The organism is Streptomyces sp. TLI_55 (assembly GCF_900206255.1).
GTDB lineage: Bacteria > Actinomycetota > Actinomycetes > Streptomycetales > Streptomycetaceae > Streptomyces > Streptomyces aquilus.
This window is the reverse complement of sequence record NZ_OAOJ01000001.1, coordinates 654,041-673,195: the sequence shown is the minus strand read 5'-3', so window position 1 is coordinate 673,195 and position 19,155 is coordinate 654,041. Positions and strand designations below refer to the sequence as shown.

The window sequence follows — 19,155 nt, the reverse complement described above, 5'->3', positions numbered from 1 at the left end:
ATGGCGGGGCCGTCGGGGGAGGATGCCCGCATGAGTGTTCGCCCCATGCCCACGAGCACCCCGTCCGCCCAAGGCGTCGACGCGTCCGGCGTCCACGCCTTCCTCGACGCTCTGGAAGCCGCCCCCGACATCGAGCCGCACAGCCTGATGCTGCTGCGCCACGGCAAGCTCGTCGCCTCCGGCTGGTGGGCGCCGTACACCCCCGACCGCCCCCATCTGCTGTACTCCCTCAGCAAGAGCTTCACGGCGACGGCCGCCGCCTTCGCCGTGGCCGAGGGGCTGCTCCGGCTCGACGACACCGTGATCTCGTACTTCCCGGAGTTCGACGCCGACATCACCGACCCGCGCAGCCGCGCGATGCGCGTCCGGCATGTCGCGACGATGGCCAGCGGGCACGCGGCCGAGACCCATGAGCGGGCACTGGCAGCGGACCCCGAGGAGCCGGTGCGCGGCTTCCTGCTGCTGCCGCCGGACGGCGACCCGGGCACGGTCTTCGCCTACAACCAGCCCACCACCTACACCCTCGCCGCGATCGTCCAGCGGGTCACCGGCCAGACCCTCACCGACTATCTGCGCCCCCGCCTGTTCGACCCGATCGGCATCGGCGACGTCGCCTGGCTGACCGACCGGACCGGACGCCAGCTCGGCTTCAGCGGACTGCACGCCACCACCGACGCGATCGCCCGCCTCGGGCAGCTCTACCTCCAGGACGGTGTGTGGGAGGGCGAGCGGCTGCTGCCCGAGGGGTGGGTCGGGGAGGCGACCCGGCCCCACATCGCGAGCGGGGACGAGACCTGGTCGGCGGACTGGCGACACGGGTACGGCTACCAGTTCTGGATGTCCCAGCAGGGCTATCGCGGCGACGGGGCGTACGGGCAGTACTGCATCGTGCTGCCCGAGCACGACGCCGTGATCGCGTTCACCGGGGCCACCGACCAGATGCAGGAGGTCCTCGACCTGGTCTGGCGGCATCTGCTCCCCGCGTTCGGGCGGACGTCGCCGGACGCGGACGCCTCGCTGGCCGAGCGCATGGCCGGGCTCGCGCTGCCGCCGGCCGCGGGCAAGCAGGTCCCGTCGGAGGACGCCGTCACGTTCACGCCGTACGGCGGTGGCTGCGCGGCTCTGCCGAAGCTGACGGCCGTGGAGGTCGCCGCGGACGGCCGGCGGGTGACGTTCGTCGAGGACGGGCAGCGGCTGGAGCTGGGGTGCGGTGAGGCCGGCTGGACGGTCACCGAGGGCCCGGTGCCGGCCGCGGTGAGCGGAGGCCGGACCGGCGAGGACACCCTCGTGCTCGACGTGGCGCTGCTGGAGACGCCGCACCACGTCGACGTGACCTGCTCGCTCACGGACCGGACGTTCACCGCGAGTTGGCGCACACGGCCCCTGCACAGCTCCCGCATCGGGGCGATGCGCGCACCCCGCCCCTCAGTCTGACGGCACCCTGAAGGTCCGCAGGATCGTCTCCAGGGCCTTCTGGTTGGCGGCGTCGTCCCAGTCGGCCGCCGGGGTCGTCCAGCGCAGCGAGTAGCCGCGGCCGCCGCCGATGAGGAAGCCCCGGCCCAGGGTCTGCACGCGGGTGCCGTCGACGGTGGCTAGCCACTCCATGTCGGCGGCCTCGCGGCCCTGGTACGTGGTCGCGCGGATGTCCCCGACGCGCTGGTAGTCGCCGTACTGCTTGAGCGACGGCTCGACGTCGTCCCGCCAGACGGCGACCGGGTCGTCGCCGACGCGCGTGCTGTAGGTGACGGCGAGCGTGCGGGGGTCGCCCTCGGCGCCGAGGATGACCCGGTAGGCCAGGTCGTCCTGCGTCTTCGTGCTCAGCACCTTCCAGCCCCGGGGGAGCGAGACGGAGAAGCCCTGAGGTGCGGTGTAGTGCTGGAACTCGGGGGTCGGGGAAGGGGTCGCGCCGGTCGCTTCGACGGTGGGGGTGGGTGTGGGTGTGGGTGTGGGAGTCGCCGTCGGGGTGGGGGTCGGCTTCGGCGACGGCTGGGCCGGCTGTCCGCCGGGGGCCGAGGCCGTGGGTCTGACCGGCGGGGCCTCCGCCGCGGAGTTGTCGGAATCCGTGGCGAATTGACCGGTCGCGGCGAGGACCGCGGCGGTGACGGTGGCGACGGCCAGTACCGTGCCGACGGCCATCGTGCGCCGGCTGCGGCCCGGTCCGGCGGTGTAGAGGCGGCGCAGCCGGGAGGCGGGGGGCTCGGCCGGCGCGGCGTCCGGGTCCTCGCTGACGACGCGGGCGAGGGCCTCGCGGACCAGCTGACGGCTGAGCCGTTCCCGGGAGTTCTTGCGCAGCAGCCCCTGCACGGTCGGGGTGAGCGGTCCGGCCCGCACCGGGCTGCGCAGCGGCAGCCGGTCCACGCCCTTCAGCGTCGTCGACGGGCTGTCCCGGTCCAGGAACGGCGGCCGGCCCTCGACCATCGTGTAGAGCATCGCGCCGAGCGCCCAGAGGTCCGCGGCCGGACCGATCCGCTCGTCACGGGCCTGCTCCGGAGAGGCGTACGAGGGTGCGCTGACCCGGGGGGCGAGGGTCGCCCCGGCCAGCCCGAAGCCCGTGACGACGAGGGGGCCGTCGTCCCGCACGAACACCTGGCCGGGACTGAGCTCGCCGTGGGTGATGCCCTCGTTGTGCCCGGCTTCCAGCACGTCGAGCAGCTCCAGGCCGATCCGGGCGGCGCGCGCGTAGTCGAACGTGCCCTGGCGTTCCAGGAGTTCGCCCAGCGGGGTGCCGTCGATCCACTCGGTGACGGTCCACAGGGTGCCGTACTCCTCGACGGCGTCGACGACCGCGCCGACCCGGCCCGGGCAGAGCCGGCCCATGGTCTCGGACATCCGCACGACCCGGGCTACGGCCCGGCGCGCGCCCTCCCCGTCGGGGTCGGGCGGCAGCCCTATCTGGGTGAGGAGACAGGGGCGGCCGGCCTCGACGTCCTCGCCGGACCAGCAGACACGGTTGGTCTCGCGGTGGAGGACCTCCAGGAGCCGGTACCGTCCGGCGACCAGCTCTTGTGTGGAGACGTGCGCCTCGCCCATGCTCATCCCTCGCTGAACCCTGGCTCTCACCTTTCCCACAGGTACGAAGGGCGCGACCGGGTGCGTTCAGCCGAAGCGCAACTGCTTTCCTGACATGCGGTCACCGGGCCGGAACTGACGATCGGTCAACGGAGGGTGACGCATGGTCAGAGAAGGCCGAATCGTTCCGCCCAGGCCATGACGTCCCCGGTCGTCGCGTTCCCGCCGCAGACGACCAGTCCCAGCCGGGCGCCGTCCCCGACCCGCTCCAGCACGCGCCGCGCCGCGGGCAGCAGACAGCCCGCGGCGGGCTCGGTCCACACCTTCGCGTGGTCGGCGAGCTGGAGCGAGCCCTGCACGGCCTCCCGGTCGGTGACCACGAGCACCTCGTCGACCAGCGCCGACACATGGTCGTACGTCAGCTGCGAGACGGCAGGGGCGCTGAGCGTGGACACGATCGACGACAGCGCGACCGGCACCGGCCCGCCCGCCGCGAGCGCCTCCGACATGGCCGTGGCGCCCTCGGTCTCCACACCCCAGATCCGCACCCCCGGACGCCGGGCGCGCAGCGCCGCCGCGACCCCCGCGATCAGCCCGCCGCCCCCGATGCTGACGAGGACGTCCGTGAGTTCACCGGCGTCCTGTGCGAACTCCAGGCCCACGGTGCCCTGTCCGGCGATGACCAGCGGGTCGTCGAAGGGGTGGACCAGCGTCAGCCCCTCGTCGCGCAGCCGGGTCACGAGCGAGAACGCGCCGTCCATGTCCTCGGTCAGCCGCACCGCGGCACCGGCCGCCTCGGCGATCTCCACGGCACGGGCGGGCGCCGAGCGCGGCATGACCACCGTGGCCTTCACATGGAGGTCGGCGGCCGTCATCGCGAGCGCGATGCCGTGGTTGCCGCCGCTGACGGCGACCACACCGGCGGCCCGTTCGGCGGCGCTCAGCGAGAGCAGCTTCGCCGTCGCGCCGCGCGCCTTGAACGAGCCGGTGCGCTGGAGGAGTTCGAGCTTGGCGGTGACCGGGGCGCCGAGCAGCGCGGACAGGCCGGGGCTCGGCACGGTGGGGGTACGGACGACGTGTCCGGCGATTTGCTCGGCCGTGGCTTCGATCTCGGAGATCCCGATCAAGGCAGTCACCCTTCCTGGTACGGACGTCCCGCACCGCTCCGACCCTACGTGGCGCGCACCGAGCCCCGCGTCTGCGACCTGATCCGCCGGACGGGCGCTAGTGCTGCTGCGGCTTGTGCGGGGTCGTCTCGCTCGGGCGTACGACGACGTATCCCTGGCCCTGGAGCATCAGTTGGACCGCTTCCCCCGACCCGCCGCGCAGCATCGAGCCGATGGACTGCGAGCGGTGCAGGGAGGTCTGGAGGCCGGCCGTCCAGCCGACGACCGCGTCCGTGTCGACGTACACCGGGAACTGCGCCGAGACCGGGATGACCAGCGGATTGCCCTCGCAGACCAGGCCGAGGCGGCCCTGCCCGGTGAAGACGCTGTTGAACAGGCCGCCCCCGCTGATCCCGGCGCCCTTCACCGTCGCGATCCGGTACGACAACGAGGCGTCGAAACACAGGACGTTGCGCCCGTTGACCGTGAACTCGTCGCCGGGGTCGACGTCGACGACGAAGCAGTTCTGCGCCTCCTGCGCGAACCAGGCCTCGCCCTGACCGCGCACGGCCATCAGCGGCAGGCCCTCGCCGGTGACCGCACGCTTCAGCATGCCGCCCACGCCCTGGCCCTTGCGCTCGAACTGGAGATTGCCGCGATAGGCGATCATCGAGCCCTGGCGGGCGAGCATCTCACCGTTGACCGCGTACCTGATGCACTTGGCGTTCTCGACCGTCATGCCGGGCGCCGTGGCCGGCTGGACCATGTGCTCACTGGAAAACAGATCACCCTTCATGAGGGCATGGTGTCCCGGACGGTTTGGTTCCGTCACGGGGCCGGGGGTGGTGGCGTGTCGGGATCAGGCGCCGAAGAGCTGGGTCCAGTACGTGCCCGCCGGACCGCCGCCCGCGAAGCCGATCCCGATGTGGGTGAAGTCCGGCTTGAGGATGTTGGCGCGATGGCCGGGGCTGTTCATCCAGCACTCGACGACCTCGGCGGGGGAGCGCTGGCCGCAGGCTATGTTCTCGCCGATCGAGCGCCGGCTCGCGCCCGCGGCGGCGGCCCGGTCCCAGGGCTTGCTGCCGTCCGGTGCGGTGTGGGAGTAGAAGGCGCGGGCGATCATGTCCGTGCTGTGGGCCTGGGCGGCGGCGGTGAGACGGGGGTCGACGGTCAGGGGCGGCAGACCGTGGCGGGTGCGCTCGCCGTTGGTGCGGTCGACCACCTCGGAGGCGGTCCGGGCCAGTTCGGCGGGGGTGAGGGGGCGGGCCCAAAGGGCGGTCCAGTAGAGGTCGCCGGAGCGGTGGTCGGCGGCGTACGCCAGACCCGCGTGCGTGAAGGCCGGGTCGCGCAGGGTCTGCCGGGGCTGGGCGGTGCGCAGGCAGTGGTCGACGAACTCGGCCGGGCTGCGCGGGCCGGAGACGAGGTGCTCGCCGACGGTGACGTACGTGAATCCGGTGGCGGTCAGGCGCTGGTAGACGGAGACGCCGTCCGGGGCCTCGACGCCGAGGCGGCCCGACGCGGCCATCGCGGAGGCGTGGGCCTGGGCGGCGGAGGTGAGCCGGGGGTCCAGGGCGACGGGCGGGGAACCGGCGGCGGCGCGGGCGGAGTTGACCAGGCCGAGGAAGCCGGCGGGGGAGGGGGAGGGGGACAGGGATAGGGATGGGGCGGCCTGCGGCGCGGTGGGCGGGGGCGTGTCGTCGGCGACCTCCACGCCGAAGTCCCGTGCCAGACCGGCCAGTCCGTCGGCGTACCCCTGGCCGAGGGCGCGCAGCTTCCAGCCGGGGCCGCGCCGGTAGACCTCCGCGAGGAGCAGGACCGTCTCCTGCCGTGGCCGGGGCGGGGCGAAGCGGGCCAGGAGGCGGCCGCCGGGACCGGTGACGTCGAGGACGGGGGCGGGCAGCCGGCCCAGGGGAGTGCCGGGCTCGGCCGGGCTGACGACGACCGTGACCTTGGCGGCGCCGGCACGCAGTCGGGCCGGGTCGAGGGTCAGGGTGTCGGAGGTGAGCCGGGCTCCGGGGGCGGCGGGCTGGTTGTAGAAGACGAGGTCGGCGTCGCCCCGGACCTTGCCGTCCTCGTCGGTGATCAGCGCGGACACGTCGAACGGGCCGGGAACCCGGACGGTCACGATGCCGCCCGGGAGGGGCAGATTGCCCCCGGGAACCAACTCGGTCATCGGCCGTCCTGCTGGTGTCGAGGTGCGGAGCCCCGGGAGGGGGTGTCCGGACAACGTCCGCCCAACCGCCCCGGTTCCCGCCGACGTGGCCCTCCGGCGGGGTTCCGGCCGACGTGGCCCTCACGGTGGGGTTCCGGCCGATGCGGCCTTCACGGTCCGGTCCAGCCGATGCGGCCGGCGGGGCCGGGTTCTCGCCGATGCGGCCCACGGGGCCCGGTTCTCGTCGACGCGGTCTGCGGGGCCGGGTTCCCGCCGACCCGGCCCAGCTGCCCTGGTTCCCGCCGCCCCGGCCCTCCCGTGGTGCCCGGCTCCCGTCGGCTCAGTCCCTGAGCACCCCCGGCGCGATGTCCTCGTACCGCTCCACCCCCGCCGCCGAGCCGCGCAGTACCTTCGCCCGCTTGCCGCAGAACGCCGACTCCAGGGTGCCGAACATCGTGTTGAGGACCGTCCCGTTGTTGGAGGTGTTCACGGCCGCGCTGAGGCTGCGCTTGCCGTCCTTCGAGGTGAACGCGTACGTGTAGTAGCCCTGGACGGCGCCCGTGTGGCCGTACACCGACACCCCGCAGGACAGCGTCCGGCGGCGCAGCCCGAGGCCGTACGACGTGTTGCTGTTCACCTTCCACCAGCGCTGCATCTGGTCCAGGCTCGCGGCGGACGTCAGCTTTCCGCGCAGCAGCGCGGACAGGAACGTGTTGAGGTCCTTGGCGGTCGAGATGATCGAGCCCGCGCTCTGCGCCCAGGACGTGGTCTGCCGGGTGGCGTCGACCAGGGCCGCGCCGGGCGTGTCGGGGGTCAGATAGCCACGGGCGTAGCGGCCGGGGAGCTTCGTGTCCGGGTGGACGTAGAAGGTGTCGCGGAGTTTCAGGGGCGCGAAGATGCGGTCCTGGTACGCCGTCCGCACCGACTGGCCGGTCAGCTTCTCGATGAGCATCCCGGCGACTACGAAGTTGGTGTTGGAGTACGAGTAGGCGGCGCCGGGCCGGTTGGTGCGGGCGTGCCGCAGCGAGCGCTTGACCAGGTCGCGGTAGGTGAAGACCTTGGTGCGGACGGCCTCGAAGCCCGGGACCGTGCTCGCGAACATGTCGTTGGTGTAGTCGTACAGCCCGCTGCGATGGCTCAGGACGTGCCGCACGGTGATGCCGTCGTCGGGCAGCAGGCCCGGCAGGTAGTGGTTGACCGACGTGTCGAGTGCGAGCTTCTTCTCGTCGACCAGCTGGAGCAGCACCACAGCGGAGAAGGTCTTGGTGACGGAGCCGATGCGGAACCGGTCGAGCGTGCTGATGGTGCGTCCGGTCTTCCGGTCGGCGACCCCGGTGACCGCCCGGTAGACCGTGCCCTGGTCGTCGATCCGGGCCAGTGCGCCGGGCGCACCCTGCCGCCGGGCCGTGCGCAGCACCGCGCGGACGCCTTCGAGGTCCGGCGTCGCCAGGGCGGCGGTGCCGGGGGAGCCCGTGGACGCGGTGTCCGCCGTGGCGTGGGCCGGTACCGCCAGCAGGGAGAGCAGTACCGTCCCCGACACCGTTGCGTTGCGCAGCATTTGTGATGACATCCGACTGTTTCTCCCGTTTCTGGCGGTGAGCCCTCGATGCGAGATCGGTCACACGGACGCCGGGCAACCTTCTCGCATCCCGTCACATCTCCACAGCCGACGCACAGTTGGTCACCCACTGATCACTGCGCGGTGCGGATTTGCAAAGTATTGCCATGAAAAGCCAGAAAACCGATGATTTGGGCTTTACGTGGACATGACTCATCCGTAAGGGTTGCGAACCGGGGCCCGACCAGCCCCCATGGCGCCCAACCGCGCCATGTCTCAGGGCGGTTGGTGATCCCGGCCGCCTTCGCACGAAGGAACCCTCAATAGTGCGTAGACCCCATATACGCAGCCTGGCCGTCGCCGTCACGGTGGCGACGGCCGCCACGGGGCTCGCGGGTACGGCCTTCGCCGGCCCGTCCACGGGGAAGCCCGAGCAGGCCGCGGCCGTGACCGCCGCGACCGTCGTCGACGCGGCCCGTGCCGCCGCCTTCGCCCACGCCTCCGCCACCGGAGTCGCCCAGGGCGACGAACTCCACGCCCAGGACGTGCTGATCGACCCGGAGGGCGCCCGGCACGTCCGGTTCATCCGGTCGCATCAGGGCATGCCGGTCCTCGGCGGCGATCTCGTCGTCCACCTCACCGAGCGGCTGACCTACGCGGGTGTCACCCGGGCGGCCGACCACAAGGTCGCCCCCGAAGCCACGCACGCCCGGCTGAGCGCCGGACAGGCCGAGGAGAAGGCCGCCGCCGTCGCGAAGGGCGACGCCGGACCGGCCGAACTCGTCGTCGACGCCCGCGACGGCGCGGCGGCCCTCGCCTACCAGGTGCGGGTCACCGACAGCGGCACCGTCGAGGCCGGCTCCCGCACGGTCGTCGTCGACGCCCTCACCGGCAAGGTGCGCAGCAACACGCCGGACAGCGACGAGTTCCTGTCGCCCAAGCTCATCGAGACCCTGCGCGAGCGCGGCGAGACGCTCGACCCCGCCACCGGCACCGCCCCGCAGACCTCCGCGCTCGCGGCGACGGCCTCCGGCACCGGGAACTCCCTCTTCGCCGGCAAGGTCCCGCTCACCACCACCAAGACGGGCACCCGCAGCTACCTCCTGAAGGACCCCACCCGCTGGGGCACCGAGACCCGCGACGCCAAGGGCCAGGAGCTGGAGAACTTCGCCCGCGGCAAGAAGTTCACCTCCACCACCAACAAGTGGGGCAACGGCGCCGTCTCCAACCGGGCCAGCGCCGCCGTCGACGCCCAGTACGGCGTCACCAAGACCCTGGACTTCTACAAGAAGACCTTCGGCCGCAAGGGGATCGCCAACAACTCCAAGGGCGCCAAGGCGATGGTCCACTTCGGCAACAAGGTGGCCAACGCGTTCTGGGACTCGTACTGCGGCTGCATGCTGTACGGCGACGGCGACGGTGACTTCTTCAAGAAGCCGCTCGTCGTCCTCGACGTCACCGGCCACGAGCTCACCCACGGTGTCGTGGACGCCACCGCCCGCCTGGAGCCCACCCGGGTCGACCAGGACGGCAACCAGTACGGCGAGGCCGGCTCGCTCAACGAGTCGCTCGCCGACATCTTCGGCTCCAACGTCGAGTTCAGCGCCAACAACCCGAAGAACCCGCCGAACTACCTGCTCGGCGAGAAGCTCGGCCTGGACCAGAAGTTCCTGCGCCGCCTCGACAAGCCGTCCCTCGACGTGCTCGAAGGCGCCATCGACTACTGGTCGCCTGCGGTCTACGACGCCGAGGTGCACGCCGGCTCCGGTGTCTCCTCGCACGCCTACTACCTGCTCGCCGAGGGCAGCGGCCGCAAGACGATCGGCAGCGTCACCTACGACTCGCCGACCTTCGACGGCCTGCCCGCGACGGGCATCGGCCGCTCCAAGGCCACGGCGATCTACTACCGCGCCCTGACCCGCTACATGGTCTCCACGACCGACTTCCACGACGCCCGCGTGGCGACGCTGAAGGCGGCCAAGGACCTCTACGGCGCGGGCAGCACGGAGTACAAGGCGGTGGACCGCTCCTGGGCCGCCGTCAACGTGACCCCGGCGAACGCGCCCGCGGCACGGCACTGACCCACCCCGGCCGCCGGGCACCTCTCGCCCGGCGGCCGGCGTCTCGCCGCGCACCCGTGTCGCCGACCGGCGCGCCCTCTTCGGCGCCGGGACGGGGGCGCGGGGCGGTTTCGGCGCCGATCTACGGTGGGGGGATGGGAAACCGAACGAGGCACGGGTACACAGCGTCGGCGACCGCACCACGACCGTGGAGTTCGGGGGGACGAGTCGCCCGGTGACCCGGCTACGCCGCCCGGTGGCAGCCGTGTTGCTGGCCGCGGTCCTCCAGGTCCCGTCGGCGTCGGCCGCGGAGATCCCGCCCGACGGCGTCATCACCTGGGGCGCGAGTGCCGACCGCACGGGCGAGGCCGTCGCCGACCGCGGCTACCGCATGGTCGTGCACACCAGCGTCGCCGGCCGCGATCTGCGCATCCGGCTCTCCAACGCCTTCGGCGACCGGCCCGTGACCTTCGACAGCGTCTACGCCGGGCTGCGCAAGGAGGGCGCCGAGCTGGTCCGCGGCAGCAACCGGCGGCTCACCTTCGCCGGTGCGGACTCCGTCACCGTCCCCTCCGGGACCAGCGTCTACAGCGACCCGCTGCCCGGGAAGCTGCCCGCCGGCACGGATCTCGTGGTCAGCATCCACAGCCCGGACGCGGCCGGCCCCGCCACCGGCCACTGGATGGCCCTGCAGACCTCCTACCTCACCCAGGGCGACCACACCGCCGAGGAGAGCGGCGCCCGGTGGACCGCGTCGACCGGCTCCTGGTTCTACCTCGACGCGGTCTCCGTGCGGGCCCCCGGCATCGGCGCGGTCGTCGCGCTCGGGGACTCCATCACGGACGGCTGGCACTCCACGGCCGACCTGAACCGCCGCTGGCCCGACTATCTGGCCCGACGCCTCCAGAAGTCCCCGAGCACGGTGAGGGGCGTGGCCGACGAGGGCATCGCGGGGAACAGAGTGCTGACGGACGGCCCCGGCCAGAGCGCCCTGAACCGACTGGACCGCGACGTGCTCTCCCAGCCCGGCGTCCGCACGGTCTTCCTCTTCGAGGGCATCAACGACATCAAGCACCACGCCGGTGCCACCGCCCAGGACCTGATCGACGGCTACCGGCGGATCGCCGACCGGGTGCACGCGGCCGGCAAGTGCCTCGTCGTCTCCACCGTCGGCCCCTTCAAGGGCTGGGCGGGATGGGACCCCGCCACCGAGGCCGTACGACAGGAGGTGAACCGATACCTCAGGGGCAGCCGGGAGTTCGACGCGGTCACCGACTTCGACCGCGTCCTGCGCAGCCCCTACGACCCCGAGCGGATGCTGCCCTTCTTCGACGGCGGGGACCACATCCACCCCAACGACAAGGGCATGCAGGCGATGGCGGACGCCGTCGACCTCGACAGCCTGCAGTGCACCGAGAACTGACGAGTCGTCACTCGGGGGCGATCAGGCCCTCGCGGTAGGCGACGGCCACCGCCTCCGTACGGCTCGCGGCGCCCAACTTGGCCAGGATGTTGGAGACATGGACGCTGGCCGTCTTGCCGCTGATGAACAGCTCCTCGCCGATCTGCCGGTTGCTGCGGCCGAGGGCGAGGAGCCGCAGCACGTCCTGCTCACGGGCGGTCAGCGGAGAGGGCCCGTCCGGTGCCGTCGGTGCCGCCGACAGCCTGCCCCGGCGGATCAGCGTGTCCGTCTGCTCCAGCAGGAGCGTCGCCCCCAGCCTCAGGGCCGCCTCGCGCGCCGCGCCGGCCTGGACCGCCGCCTCCTCGCGCCGGTCGGCCGCCAACAGCGCCTCTGCATACCGCAGTTGGCAGCGCGCGTGCTCGTAGGTGTCGCCGAAGTCGAACGCGGCGACCGCCTTCGCCCAGGCCGCCACGTCCGGACCGGACACGGCCCGTGCCCACTCCGCCTCGGCGCGGGCCAGCCACGCCTGCCCTTCCGGACCCTGCGGATTCCCGTCGTCGCCGCGCGCGGCCGTGTACCGGGCCAGCTCCACCAGCTCGTCCGCCGGGGCCGCCCACCGCATCGCGCCCGCCTCGTCACCGTTCAACCGCAGCCCGGCGGTGGTGTCGGCGACCGCGGACAGCGCGAGAGCGGCGAGCCGGACCGCGACGTCGGGACGGGTGCCCGCGTCGTCGGTGAGCGCCTTCACGGACGAACGCACCTGCTCCACCGCGGCCTCGGCGTCCCCGCGCAGCGACGCCGCCTCGGTCAGCGCGATGGCCGCGACGAGGGTGGCCATCCAGTCGAACGGGCCCCGCAGCAGGGCACGGGCCCGGTCGACGGCCGTGAAGTCGCCGCGCGCGAGGGCGACATAGAGCGCGGGCCCGGCGGCGTACCCGTCGATCGCGGGCAGCATCCCGGCCCCGTTCGCCGCCCGCAGCGCCTCGTCCCAGCGGCCCAGCGTGTAGAGGACCAGGAGCTGGAGGTGGCGCATCGCCTGTGGATACAGCGAGGACAGCAGTCCGGCGCGGCGGGCCCGGTCGATGCCCTCGGACAGATAGGGGAGCGCCTCTTCGAGGTCACCGGACTCGTAGCTGCCGATGGCGAGGTTGAACAGGGCCCGCAGCTCCACGGACGCGTTACCCGAGTCGTGCGCCAACTGCCTGGCCTGGTCGAGGCGTTCGCGCCCCTCGGGGGTGCGCCGGCCGGCGCCCTCCAGGCCGGCGAGGGAGATGAGCAGGTCGGCCCGGGCGTCCGCGGCCCCCAGCTGCTCGGCGACCCGCAGGGCCTCGTGGGCGACCCGCAACGCGGTCTCGTTCTCCCCGACATGACGCGCCGCCATGACATGCGTGGCGGCCGCCCACACCCAGGTCCGGGACGGCGGCTCGGCCGGAATGAGGGCGAGCGCCTCACTGCTGTAGGCGAACGCCGAGGTCAGGTTGTCGACGCTGATCAGGTTCCCGGCGAGCGTGTAGCGGACGCGGGCGGCGAGTTCCGAGTCGGCGTCCTGGTCGATGCCCGCGAGCGCGGCCCGGGTGAGGGAGACGGCGCGATGCGACTCGCCGGCGTGCGCGGCCGCGGCGGAGGCGCGCAGGGTGAGTGTGACCCGGTCCCCGGAGGGGCGGGCTGACATCTCCACCGCCGACCACAGGTCGAGCGCCGTCTCCAGATGCCGCAGCTCCTCGGCGGGCGCCCCGACCCGCTGGGCGTGATCGGCCGCCTCCAGCGAGGCGGCCAGGGCCTCGGCGAGGTCATGGCTCTCGCGGTAGTGGTGGGCCCGCTCCGCCGCCGTCTCGGCGCGATGGCCGCGCTCGGTCAGCAGCCGGGCGAACGCGCCGTGCAGCCGGGCCCGTTCACCGGGCAGCAGATCGGCGTAGACGGCCTCCCGGGCGAGGGCGTGCCGGAAGGAGTACGTGTCCCCGTCGCCCGGCACGAGCAGCTGCCGCCCGATGGCCTCGCGCAGCGCCGACTCCAGCTCGTCCTCGGGGAGCCCGACGGCCTCGCGCAGCAGGTCGTGCTCGACCCGCCGCCCGGCGACGGCGGCCGTGCGCAGCACGAGTTGAGCGGTGTCCGACAGCTGCTCGAAGCGGATCAGCAGGACGTCGGCCAGCCCGCTCGGCACCCCGCCCACCTCGGTGTCGGTGGCCGCGACGAGTTCCTCGGCGTAGAAGGCGTTGCCCTCGGCCCGCTCCACGATCCGCCGGACCGTGGCGTCCGGCAGCGGCCGGTCCCACAGGGCCTGCACGAGCTGCGCCACCTCGGTGTCGGCCAGCGGCCGCAGCTCCAGCCGCTCGACGGCGGGCAGCCGCACCAGCTCGGCCAGCAGCGGCCGCAGCGGGTGCCGGCGGTGCAGGTCGTCGGCGCGGTACGACGCGAACACCGCCAGCCGGTGGGTGGGCGCCCCGCCGGCCGGCCGCTGCAGGATGCCGCGGCTGAGCAGGAACCGCAGCAGATCCCGTGAGGACTGGTCGGCCCAGTGCAGGTCCTCCAGGACGAGCAACACGGGTGCCACGTCCGAGAGATCGGCCAGCAGTCCCGCGATCCCCTCGAAGAGGCGCAGCCGTCCGCCCATGTCCCGCACGTCGTCGGTGCCGCCGCCCAGCAGCCGGTCGACCACCGGATGTGCGGCGAGCACGCCCGCGAACCGCTCGTCGGCGGCCAGCACCCCCAGGATCTCGGTGAACGGCAGATAGGGCAGGCCGACGTCCCCGAGATCGACACAGTGCCCGGTGAGCACGGTCATCCCGTCCCGGGCGGCGCCCTGGGTGACCTCGTCCAGCAACCGGGTCTTGCCGACGCCGGCGTCCCCTCCGATGAGCACACCCCGAGCCGCCCCGCCGCGGGCGCGCTCGAGAACACCGGCGAGGCGGGACAACTCGTCGTCACGCCCGATGAGTGGAGAAGAGAACGAGGTCAGAGGCACGGATACATCCTGTCACTGTGCCGACCCGTTCGGGCGCGGGGGGAGTTCCCCGCTCTCAACCGCGCAGCGTCCTCGCCCAGTCCGCGGGAACCCGGCCCTCGGGCCCCGGAGCGGGCTGGTCCGCGGGATGACTGTCCGGCGGGGTCAGCGCGGGACCGGACTCGAACATTTCCTTGGTCTCGAAGTTCCAGTACCACTCCTCTCCGGGCTCGTAGCTCTGCACCAACGGATGCCCGGTCTCCGCGAAATGGGCCGTGGCGTGCTTGGCGGGGGAGGAGTCGCAACACCCCACATGACCGCACTGCGCGCACCGCCGCAGATGGAACCACCAGCCGCCCGCGGCGTCGCACTCCACACAGCCGTTCCCGCTCGGCGGCACGCTGGGGTCCAGTCCCTGGATGTCGGTCACGCCAACTCCTCGATGGTGTCGTTCTCCTCGGCGGTGAGCGGCAGCAGCACCTGGAAACGGGTGTCGCCCGGCTCCGACTCGACCTGCAGCGTGCCGTGGTGCTTGTTCACGACGATCCGCCACGAGATGTCCAGGCCGAGGCCGGTGCCCTCGCCGACGGGCTTGGTGGTGAAGAAGGGGTCGAAGATCCGGCCGCGGATCTCCTTCGGCACGCCGGGCCCGGTGTCCCGGAACTCCACCAGCAGCCGCTCGTTCTCGAGAGCGGTCCGCACGGTCAACGTCCCTTCGCCGCCCGCCCCGTTGATCGCGGAGACCGCGTTGTCGATGAGGTTCGTCCACACCTGGTTGAGCTCCGCCGGGTAGGCGGGGATCTTCGGGAGCGTGCGGTCGTAGTCCTTGACGACCTTGATCTGCTGCCCGATCTTGCCGGAGAGCATCAGCAGGGTGCTGTCGAGGAGTTCGTGGACGTCGGCGTTCTGGAAGGGGGCCCGGTCGAGCTGCGAGTACTGCTTGGCGGCGTCGACGAGATGCGAGATGCGGTTGGTGGAGTCGTTGATCTCGTCCATCAACAGCTCGGTCTCGACGGTGTAGTTGAGCCAGCCGATCGCGTTCGGCAGCAGCTCCTCGTCCACGGCCGCCGCGACCTGGTCCAGCCAGTCCACGTCGAGCCCGGCCTGCACGAAGGTGGGGGCGAGCCGCCAGCCGTTCTGGATGTCGTGGTCGTCGAGCCAGTCGGTGACCGCGTCCTCCCGGTCGGAGGCCTCCAACGGGCTCAACGTCGGTGCCTTGGCGACGCGTTCGGCGGTGCGGTCCTGGATGTCGATGAGGTTGGCCATCACCTCGGGGGCGTAGTTCCCCTGCGCGATGATGGCGAGCTTGTGCCGCATCTTGCCCACCCGCTCGCGCAGGGTCGCCGTGGCCCGCACCGCCGCCGCGGCCGGGTTGTTCAGCTCGTGCGTGAGTCCCGCGGACAACGAGCCCAGCGCCAGCAGCCGTTCGCGCTGGCCGATGGCCCGCTGGGTGCTCTTCGAGCCGAAGAACAGTCCCTCCAGCAGATGGACCGCCATCGGGAACCACTCCTGCATGAAGTCCGAGAACTTCTCGCCCGGCAGCACGAAGAACCGGGTGGGCTCGGTGACCCGCATGGAGTTGTTGTAGACCTGCGGCACCCGGTCGCCCAGGTAGGCCTGCATCGAGCCCGCGTAGACGCCCCGTTGGGAGGTGCGGCTGACCTCGACGTCGTCCCCGCCGACCCGGCGCGAGAGCACGACCGTGCCCTCGATCATGACGTAGAAGCAGGTGGCGGGCTCACCCTCGGCGTAGACGGGCCCGGGCTCGAACCTCTCCACCCGCCCCGCCTCGCACAACTGCCCCAACTGCTCGGGGGACAGCTTCTCGAACAGGAACAGCGACCCGATCTCCGCGGGGCTGCACGGCACCAACTGCCCGCTCATGACTGCTCCAGATACCGGTGGACGAGCATCACGGCCATGGCTCCCTCTCCGACGGCGGACGCGACCCGCTTGGCGGACTCGGCGCGCGCGTCGCCCGCCACGAACACCCCGGGGATGTTGGTCTCCAGGTGGTACGGCGGCCGGTCCAGCTCCCAGCCCGCCGGCGGCCGCCCGTCGGCGGTCAGGTCGGGCCCGGCCAGGATGAACCCGTGGTCGTCGCGCAGCACCGTGCCGTCCAGCCAGTCGGTGAGCGGGGCCGCGCCGATGAACACGAACATCCACTGCGCGTCGACGAGTTCGGTCTCGCCGGTGTCGACGTCGCGCAGCGTGAGCTGCTCCAGGTGGTCGGAGCCGTGGGCCGCCTCGACGACCGTCCGCGCGCGGACCGAGATGTTCGGTGCCTCGTTGATCTGCTGGATCAGGTAGTGGGACATGGACGCGGCCAGGTCCGGTCCGCGCACCAGCAGCGTCACCGACTTGGCGCCCTTGGACAGGTACATCGCCGCCTGCCCGGCCGAGTTGGCGCCACCGACGATGTAGATGTCCTGCCCCTGGCAGGAGGCGGCCTCGGTCAGCGCCGAGCCGTAGTACACCCCGCACCCGGTCAGATCGGTGCAGCCCGGAGCCTCCAACTGGCGGTAGGACACACCGGTCGCCAGGATCACGCTGTGCGCGGCGATCGCCGAGCCGTCGGAGAACCGTACGACCCGCGCGGCCCCGTTGATCTCCAGCGCCGTCACATCGCGCGCGGTGAGGATCTCGGCGCCGAACTTCGCGGCCTGCCGGCGAGCCCGGTCGGTGAGCTGGGCGCCGGACACGCCGTCCGGGAAGCCGAGGTAGTTCTCGATGCGGGAGCTCTGCCCGGCCTGCCCGCCCGTCGCCGACCGCTCCACCAGCACGGTCCGCAGCCCCTCGGACGCCCCGTACACGGCCGAGCCGAGGCCGGCCGGGCCGCCGCCGATGACGACCAGGTCGTAGAACTCGGCCGTGGGCGTGGTCGCGAGGCCCACCTGCGCGGCCAGCTCCGGCGCCTCGGGCGCCACCAGCGGAGTGCCGTCCGGCGTGACCACCAGCGGCAGACTCTGCCCGTCCGCACCGGCCGCCGCCAGCAGCCGCTGCCCCTCGGGCTCGTCGGCCGAGTACCAGCGGTACGGCACCTGGTTGCGGGCCAGGAACTCGCGGACGTCGGACGAGCGCGCCGACCAGCGGTGCCCGACCACCTTGGTGGCGGGCACGGGCCGGTAGTCACTGCACTTCCAGGCGTCCAGCAGGTCGTCGAGGACCGGGTAGAGCTTCTCCTCCGGCGGGTCCCACGGCTTGAGCAGATAGTGGTCCAGATCGACGACGTTGATCGCGTCGATCGCCGCGCTCGTGTCCGCGTACGCGGTCAGCAGCACCCGGCGCGCGCCCGGGTACACGTCCAGGGCCTGCTCCAGGAACTCGATGCCGTTCATCTGCGGCATCCGGTAGTCGGCGAGGATCACCGCGACCAGGTCGCCGCGCAGCTTCAGCTCGCGCAGCGCCTCCAGCGCGGACTCGCCGGACTCGGCGCGCACGATGCGGTACGACTCGCCGTAGCGCCGCCGCAGGTCTCGGGCGACGGCACGGGAGACTCCCGGGTCGTCGTCCACGGTCAGGATGACGGTCCGCGCTGTTTCGGCGGCCTGTGCCATGCGTTTCCCACCCCGGTTTGTCGGCTGTGGCTGTCGCCCATCGTATGTTCGAACGCCCTGCTTCGCTCAGGTATGCGGGGTCCCGCCGCTCAGCACGCAGAACTCGTTGCCCTCGGGATCGAGGAGCGTGACCCAGGAGAAGCCGCCGTACTCGGGGCCGGCGTGCCGGGCGCCGAGGGCGAGGAGGCGGGCCACCTCGGCCGCCTGGTCGTCGGGGCGGAAGTCGAGATGAAGCCGGTTCTTGATCGTCTTGCGCTCGGGGACCGGGGAGAAGAGCAGTCCCGGCATCCGGTCCTTCTCGGGGCGGATCTCGTACTCCCCGGGGTCGTCGTTGACGACGACCCAGCCCAGCGCCTCGGTCCACCAGCGGCCCAGGGCCACGGGATCGGCCGCGTCCACGTTCACTTGCTCCCACACCAGGCTCATGGCGGCAGCGTAGTGAAGACTGGGGACAGCCGCCTGATCATTTGACGCCGAGGGAGACAGCCGTATGACGCGCCCGATCACCGTGGGTTTCGACGGAACCGAGGAGAGCCTCGCCGCGCTGGACTGGGCGGCGCGGGAGGCGGTCCGCCGGGGGTTGGAGCTGCGGGTGGTGCAGGCCTGGCGGTTCCAGGCGGACGTGGCGATCGACGTGCTGTCCGACCCCGAGACGCAGGCCGGCTGGGTGCGCGACGCGGTGGCCGAGGCCGCCGAGGTCGTCGCCGTGCGCCACCACGGGCTCGTCGTGACCACCGACGTCCTGGAGGGCGGCACCGTCGAGACGCTGGTGGAGGCCGCGGCGGGCGCCCAGCTGTTGGTGCTGGGCTCGCGCGGGCACGGCCCGGTCGTCGGGTTCCTGCTCGGCTCGGTCGGCCAGCAGGTGATCGCGGAGGCGGTACGGCCCGTCGTGCTCGTCCGCGCCGGGGACGACCCGACCGCCGAGGCCGCCGGCCGGGAGATCGTCGTCGGCCAGCAGGGCGAGGACCCCGAGGACAGCGCCGCCGCCCTCGCCGTCGCCTTCGAGACGGCCGCCGCGCGCGGGGCGACGGTCCGTGCGGTACGGGCCTGGACGCTGCCCCCGGTGTTCGCCTACAGCCCCGGCTCGCTGAAGCTCCTCGACGAGGCGGGCGGTCTGGAGCCGCGCGAGAAGCAGGCGCTCCAGACGGCCCTGGAGCCCTGGCGGGAGCGCTTCCCGGACGTCCCCGTCGTCGAGCACATCGAGATGGGCAGCGCCGGTCAGGTGCTGCTGTCGGTGGCGGCGCGGGCCCAGCTGATGGTCGTCGGCCGCCGGGCTCGTCGTACCGCCGTGGGAGCGCGCATCGGATCGGTCGCGCACGGCGTCCTGCACCACGCGGGCTGCCCGGTGGCCGTCGTCCCGCCCGCCTGAG

The 19,155-nt window shown here is 72.6% G+C and carries 14 protein-coding genes; 4 read left to right on the top strand and 10 right to left on the bottom strand.

The window, feature by feature from the left end; translation table 11 throughout:
* Positions 1-30: 30 nt before the first annotated feature.
* Positions 31-1,434, top strand: a complete 1,404-nt coding sequence (locus CRP56_RS03285; RefSeq protein WP_097259982.1) for a serine hydrolase domain-containing protein — start codon at positions 31-33, stop codon at positions 1,432-1,434.
* On the opposite strand, the gene CRP56_RS03280 is transcribed toward CRP56_RS03285, so the two are convergent.
* From CRP56_RS03280 to CRP56_RS03260, 5 genes are all read right to left on the bottom strand, one after another.
* Complete coding sequence (locus CRP56_RS03280; protein ID WP_097259980.1) at positions 1,426-3,036, bottom strand: serine/threonine protein kinase; 1,611 nt, start codon at positions 3,034-3,036, stop codon at positions 1,426-1,428. The genes CRP56_RS03285 and CRP56_RS03280 overlap by 9 nt on opposite strands.
* A gap of 140 nt (positions 3,037-3,176) precedes the next feature.
* Positions 3,177-4,136: a threonine/serine dehydratase gene (locus CRP56_RS03275; RefSeq protein WP_097259978.1), complete on the bottom strand. Its 960-nt coding sequence runs from the start codon at positions 4,134-4,136 to the stop codon at positions 3,177-3,179.
* A 97-nt stretch (positions 4,137-4,233) separates the two neighbouring features.
* Positions 4,234-4,911, bottom strand: coding sequence for an AIM24 family protein (locus CRP56_RS03270; protein WP_097259975.1), 678 nt, complete (start codon positions 4,909-4,911; stop codon positions 4,234-4,236).
* Between the two features lie 63 nt (positions 4,912-4,974).
* On the bottom strand, positions 4,975-6,288 hold the full coding sequence (locus CRP56_RS03265; protein ID WP_097259973.1) for a CAP domain-containing protein: 1,314 nt from the start codon (positions 6,286-6,288) through the stop codon (positions 4,975-4,977).
* Between the two features lie 319 nt (positions 6,289-6,607).
* On the bottom strand, positions 6,608-7,825 hold the full coding sequence (locus tag CRP56_RS03260; protein ID WP_097259971.1) for a serine hydrolase domain-containing protein: 1,218 nt from the start codon (positions 7,823-7,825) through the stop codon (positions 6,608-6,610).
* Between the two features lie 326 nt (positions 7,826-8,151).
* Between CRP56_RS03260 and CRP56_RS03255 the strand changes: the two genes are divergently transcribed.
* Positions 8,152-9,906: a M4 family metallopeptidase gene (locus tag CRP56_RS03255; protein WP_097259969.1), complete on the top strand. Its 1,755-nt coding sequence runs from the start codon at positions 8,152-8,154 to the stop codon at positions 9,904-9,906.
* 214 nt (positions 9,907-10,120) lie between these two features.
* On the top strand, positions 10,121-11,308 hold the full coding sequence (locus CRP56_RS03250; protein ID WP_373559627.1) for an SGNH/GDSL hydrolase family protein: 1,188 nt from the start codon (positions 10,121-10,123) through the stop codon (positions 11,306-11,308).
* A 7-nt stretch (positions 11,309-11,315) separates the two neighbouring features.
* On the opposite strand, the gene CRP56_RS03245 is transcribed toward CRP56_RS03250, so the two are convergent.
* The 5 genes from CRP56_RS03245 to CRP56_RS03225 form a co-directional block, all read right to left on the bottom strand.
* Complete coding sequence (locus tag CRP56_RS03245) at positions 11,316-14,249, bottom strand: helix-turn-helix transcriptional regulator (protein WP_097259964.1); 2,934 nt, start codon at positions 14,247-14,249, stop codon at positions 11,316-11,318.
* 55 nt (positions 14,250-14,304) lie between these two features.
* Positions 14,305-14,658, bottom strand: a complete 354-nt coding sequence (locus CRP56_RS03240) for a UBP-type zinc finger domain-containing protein (protein ID WP_097259962.1) — start codon at positions 14,656-14,658, stop codon at positions 14,305-14,307.
* Positions 14,655-16,112 carry an ATP-binding protein gene (locus CRP56_RS03235; protein ID WP_097259960.1) on the bottom strand — a complete coding sequence of 486 codons (1,458 nt, stop codon included), beginning with the start codon at positions 16,110-16,112 and terminating at the stop codon, positions 14,655-14,657. Before CRP56_RS03235 ends, CRP56_RS03240 begins: the two co-directional genes overlap by 4 nt.
* Positions 16,109-17,785: an FAD-dependent oxidoreductase gene (locus CRP56_RS03230; protein WP_097259958.1), complete on the bottom strand. Its 1,677-nt coding sequence runs from the start codon at positions 17,783-17,785 to the stop codon at positions 16,109-16,111. The genes CRP56_RS03235 and CRP56_RS03230 overlap by 4 nt, the downstream gene beginning before the upstream one ends.
* A 66-nt stretch (positions 17,786-17,851) precedes the next feature.
* Entirely contained in the window at positions 17,852-18,211 is a 360-nt protein-coding gene (locus tag CRP56_RS03225) for a VOC family protein (RefSeq protein ID WP_097259955.1), read from the bottom strand.
* A gap of 64 nt (positions 18,212-18,275) precedes the next feature.
* On the opposite strand from CRP56_RS03225, the gene CRP56_RS03220 reads away from it, so the two are divergent.
* Positions 18,276-19,154, top strand: a complete 879-nt coding sequence (locus CRP56_RS03220; RefSeq protein WP_097259953.1) for a universal stress protein — start codon at positions 18,276-18,278, stop codon at positions 19,152-19,154.
* Position 19,155: the final 1 nt, after the last annotated feature.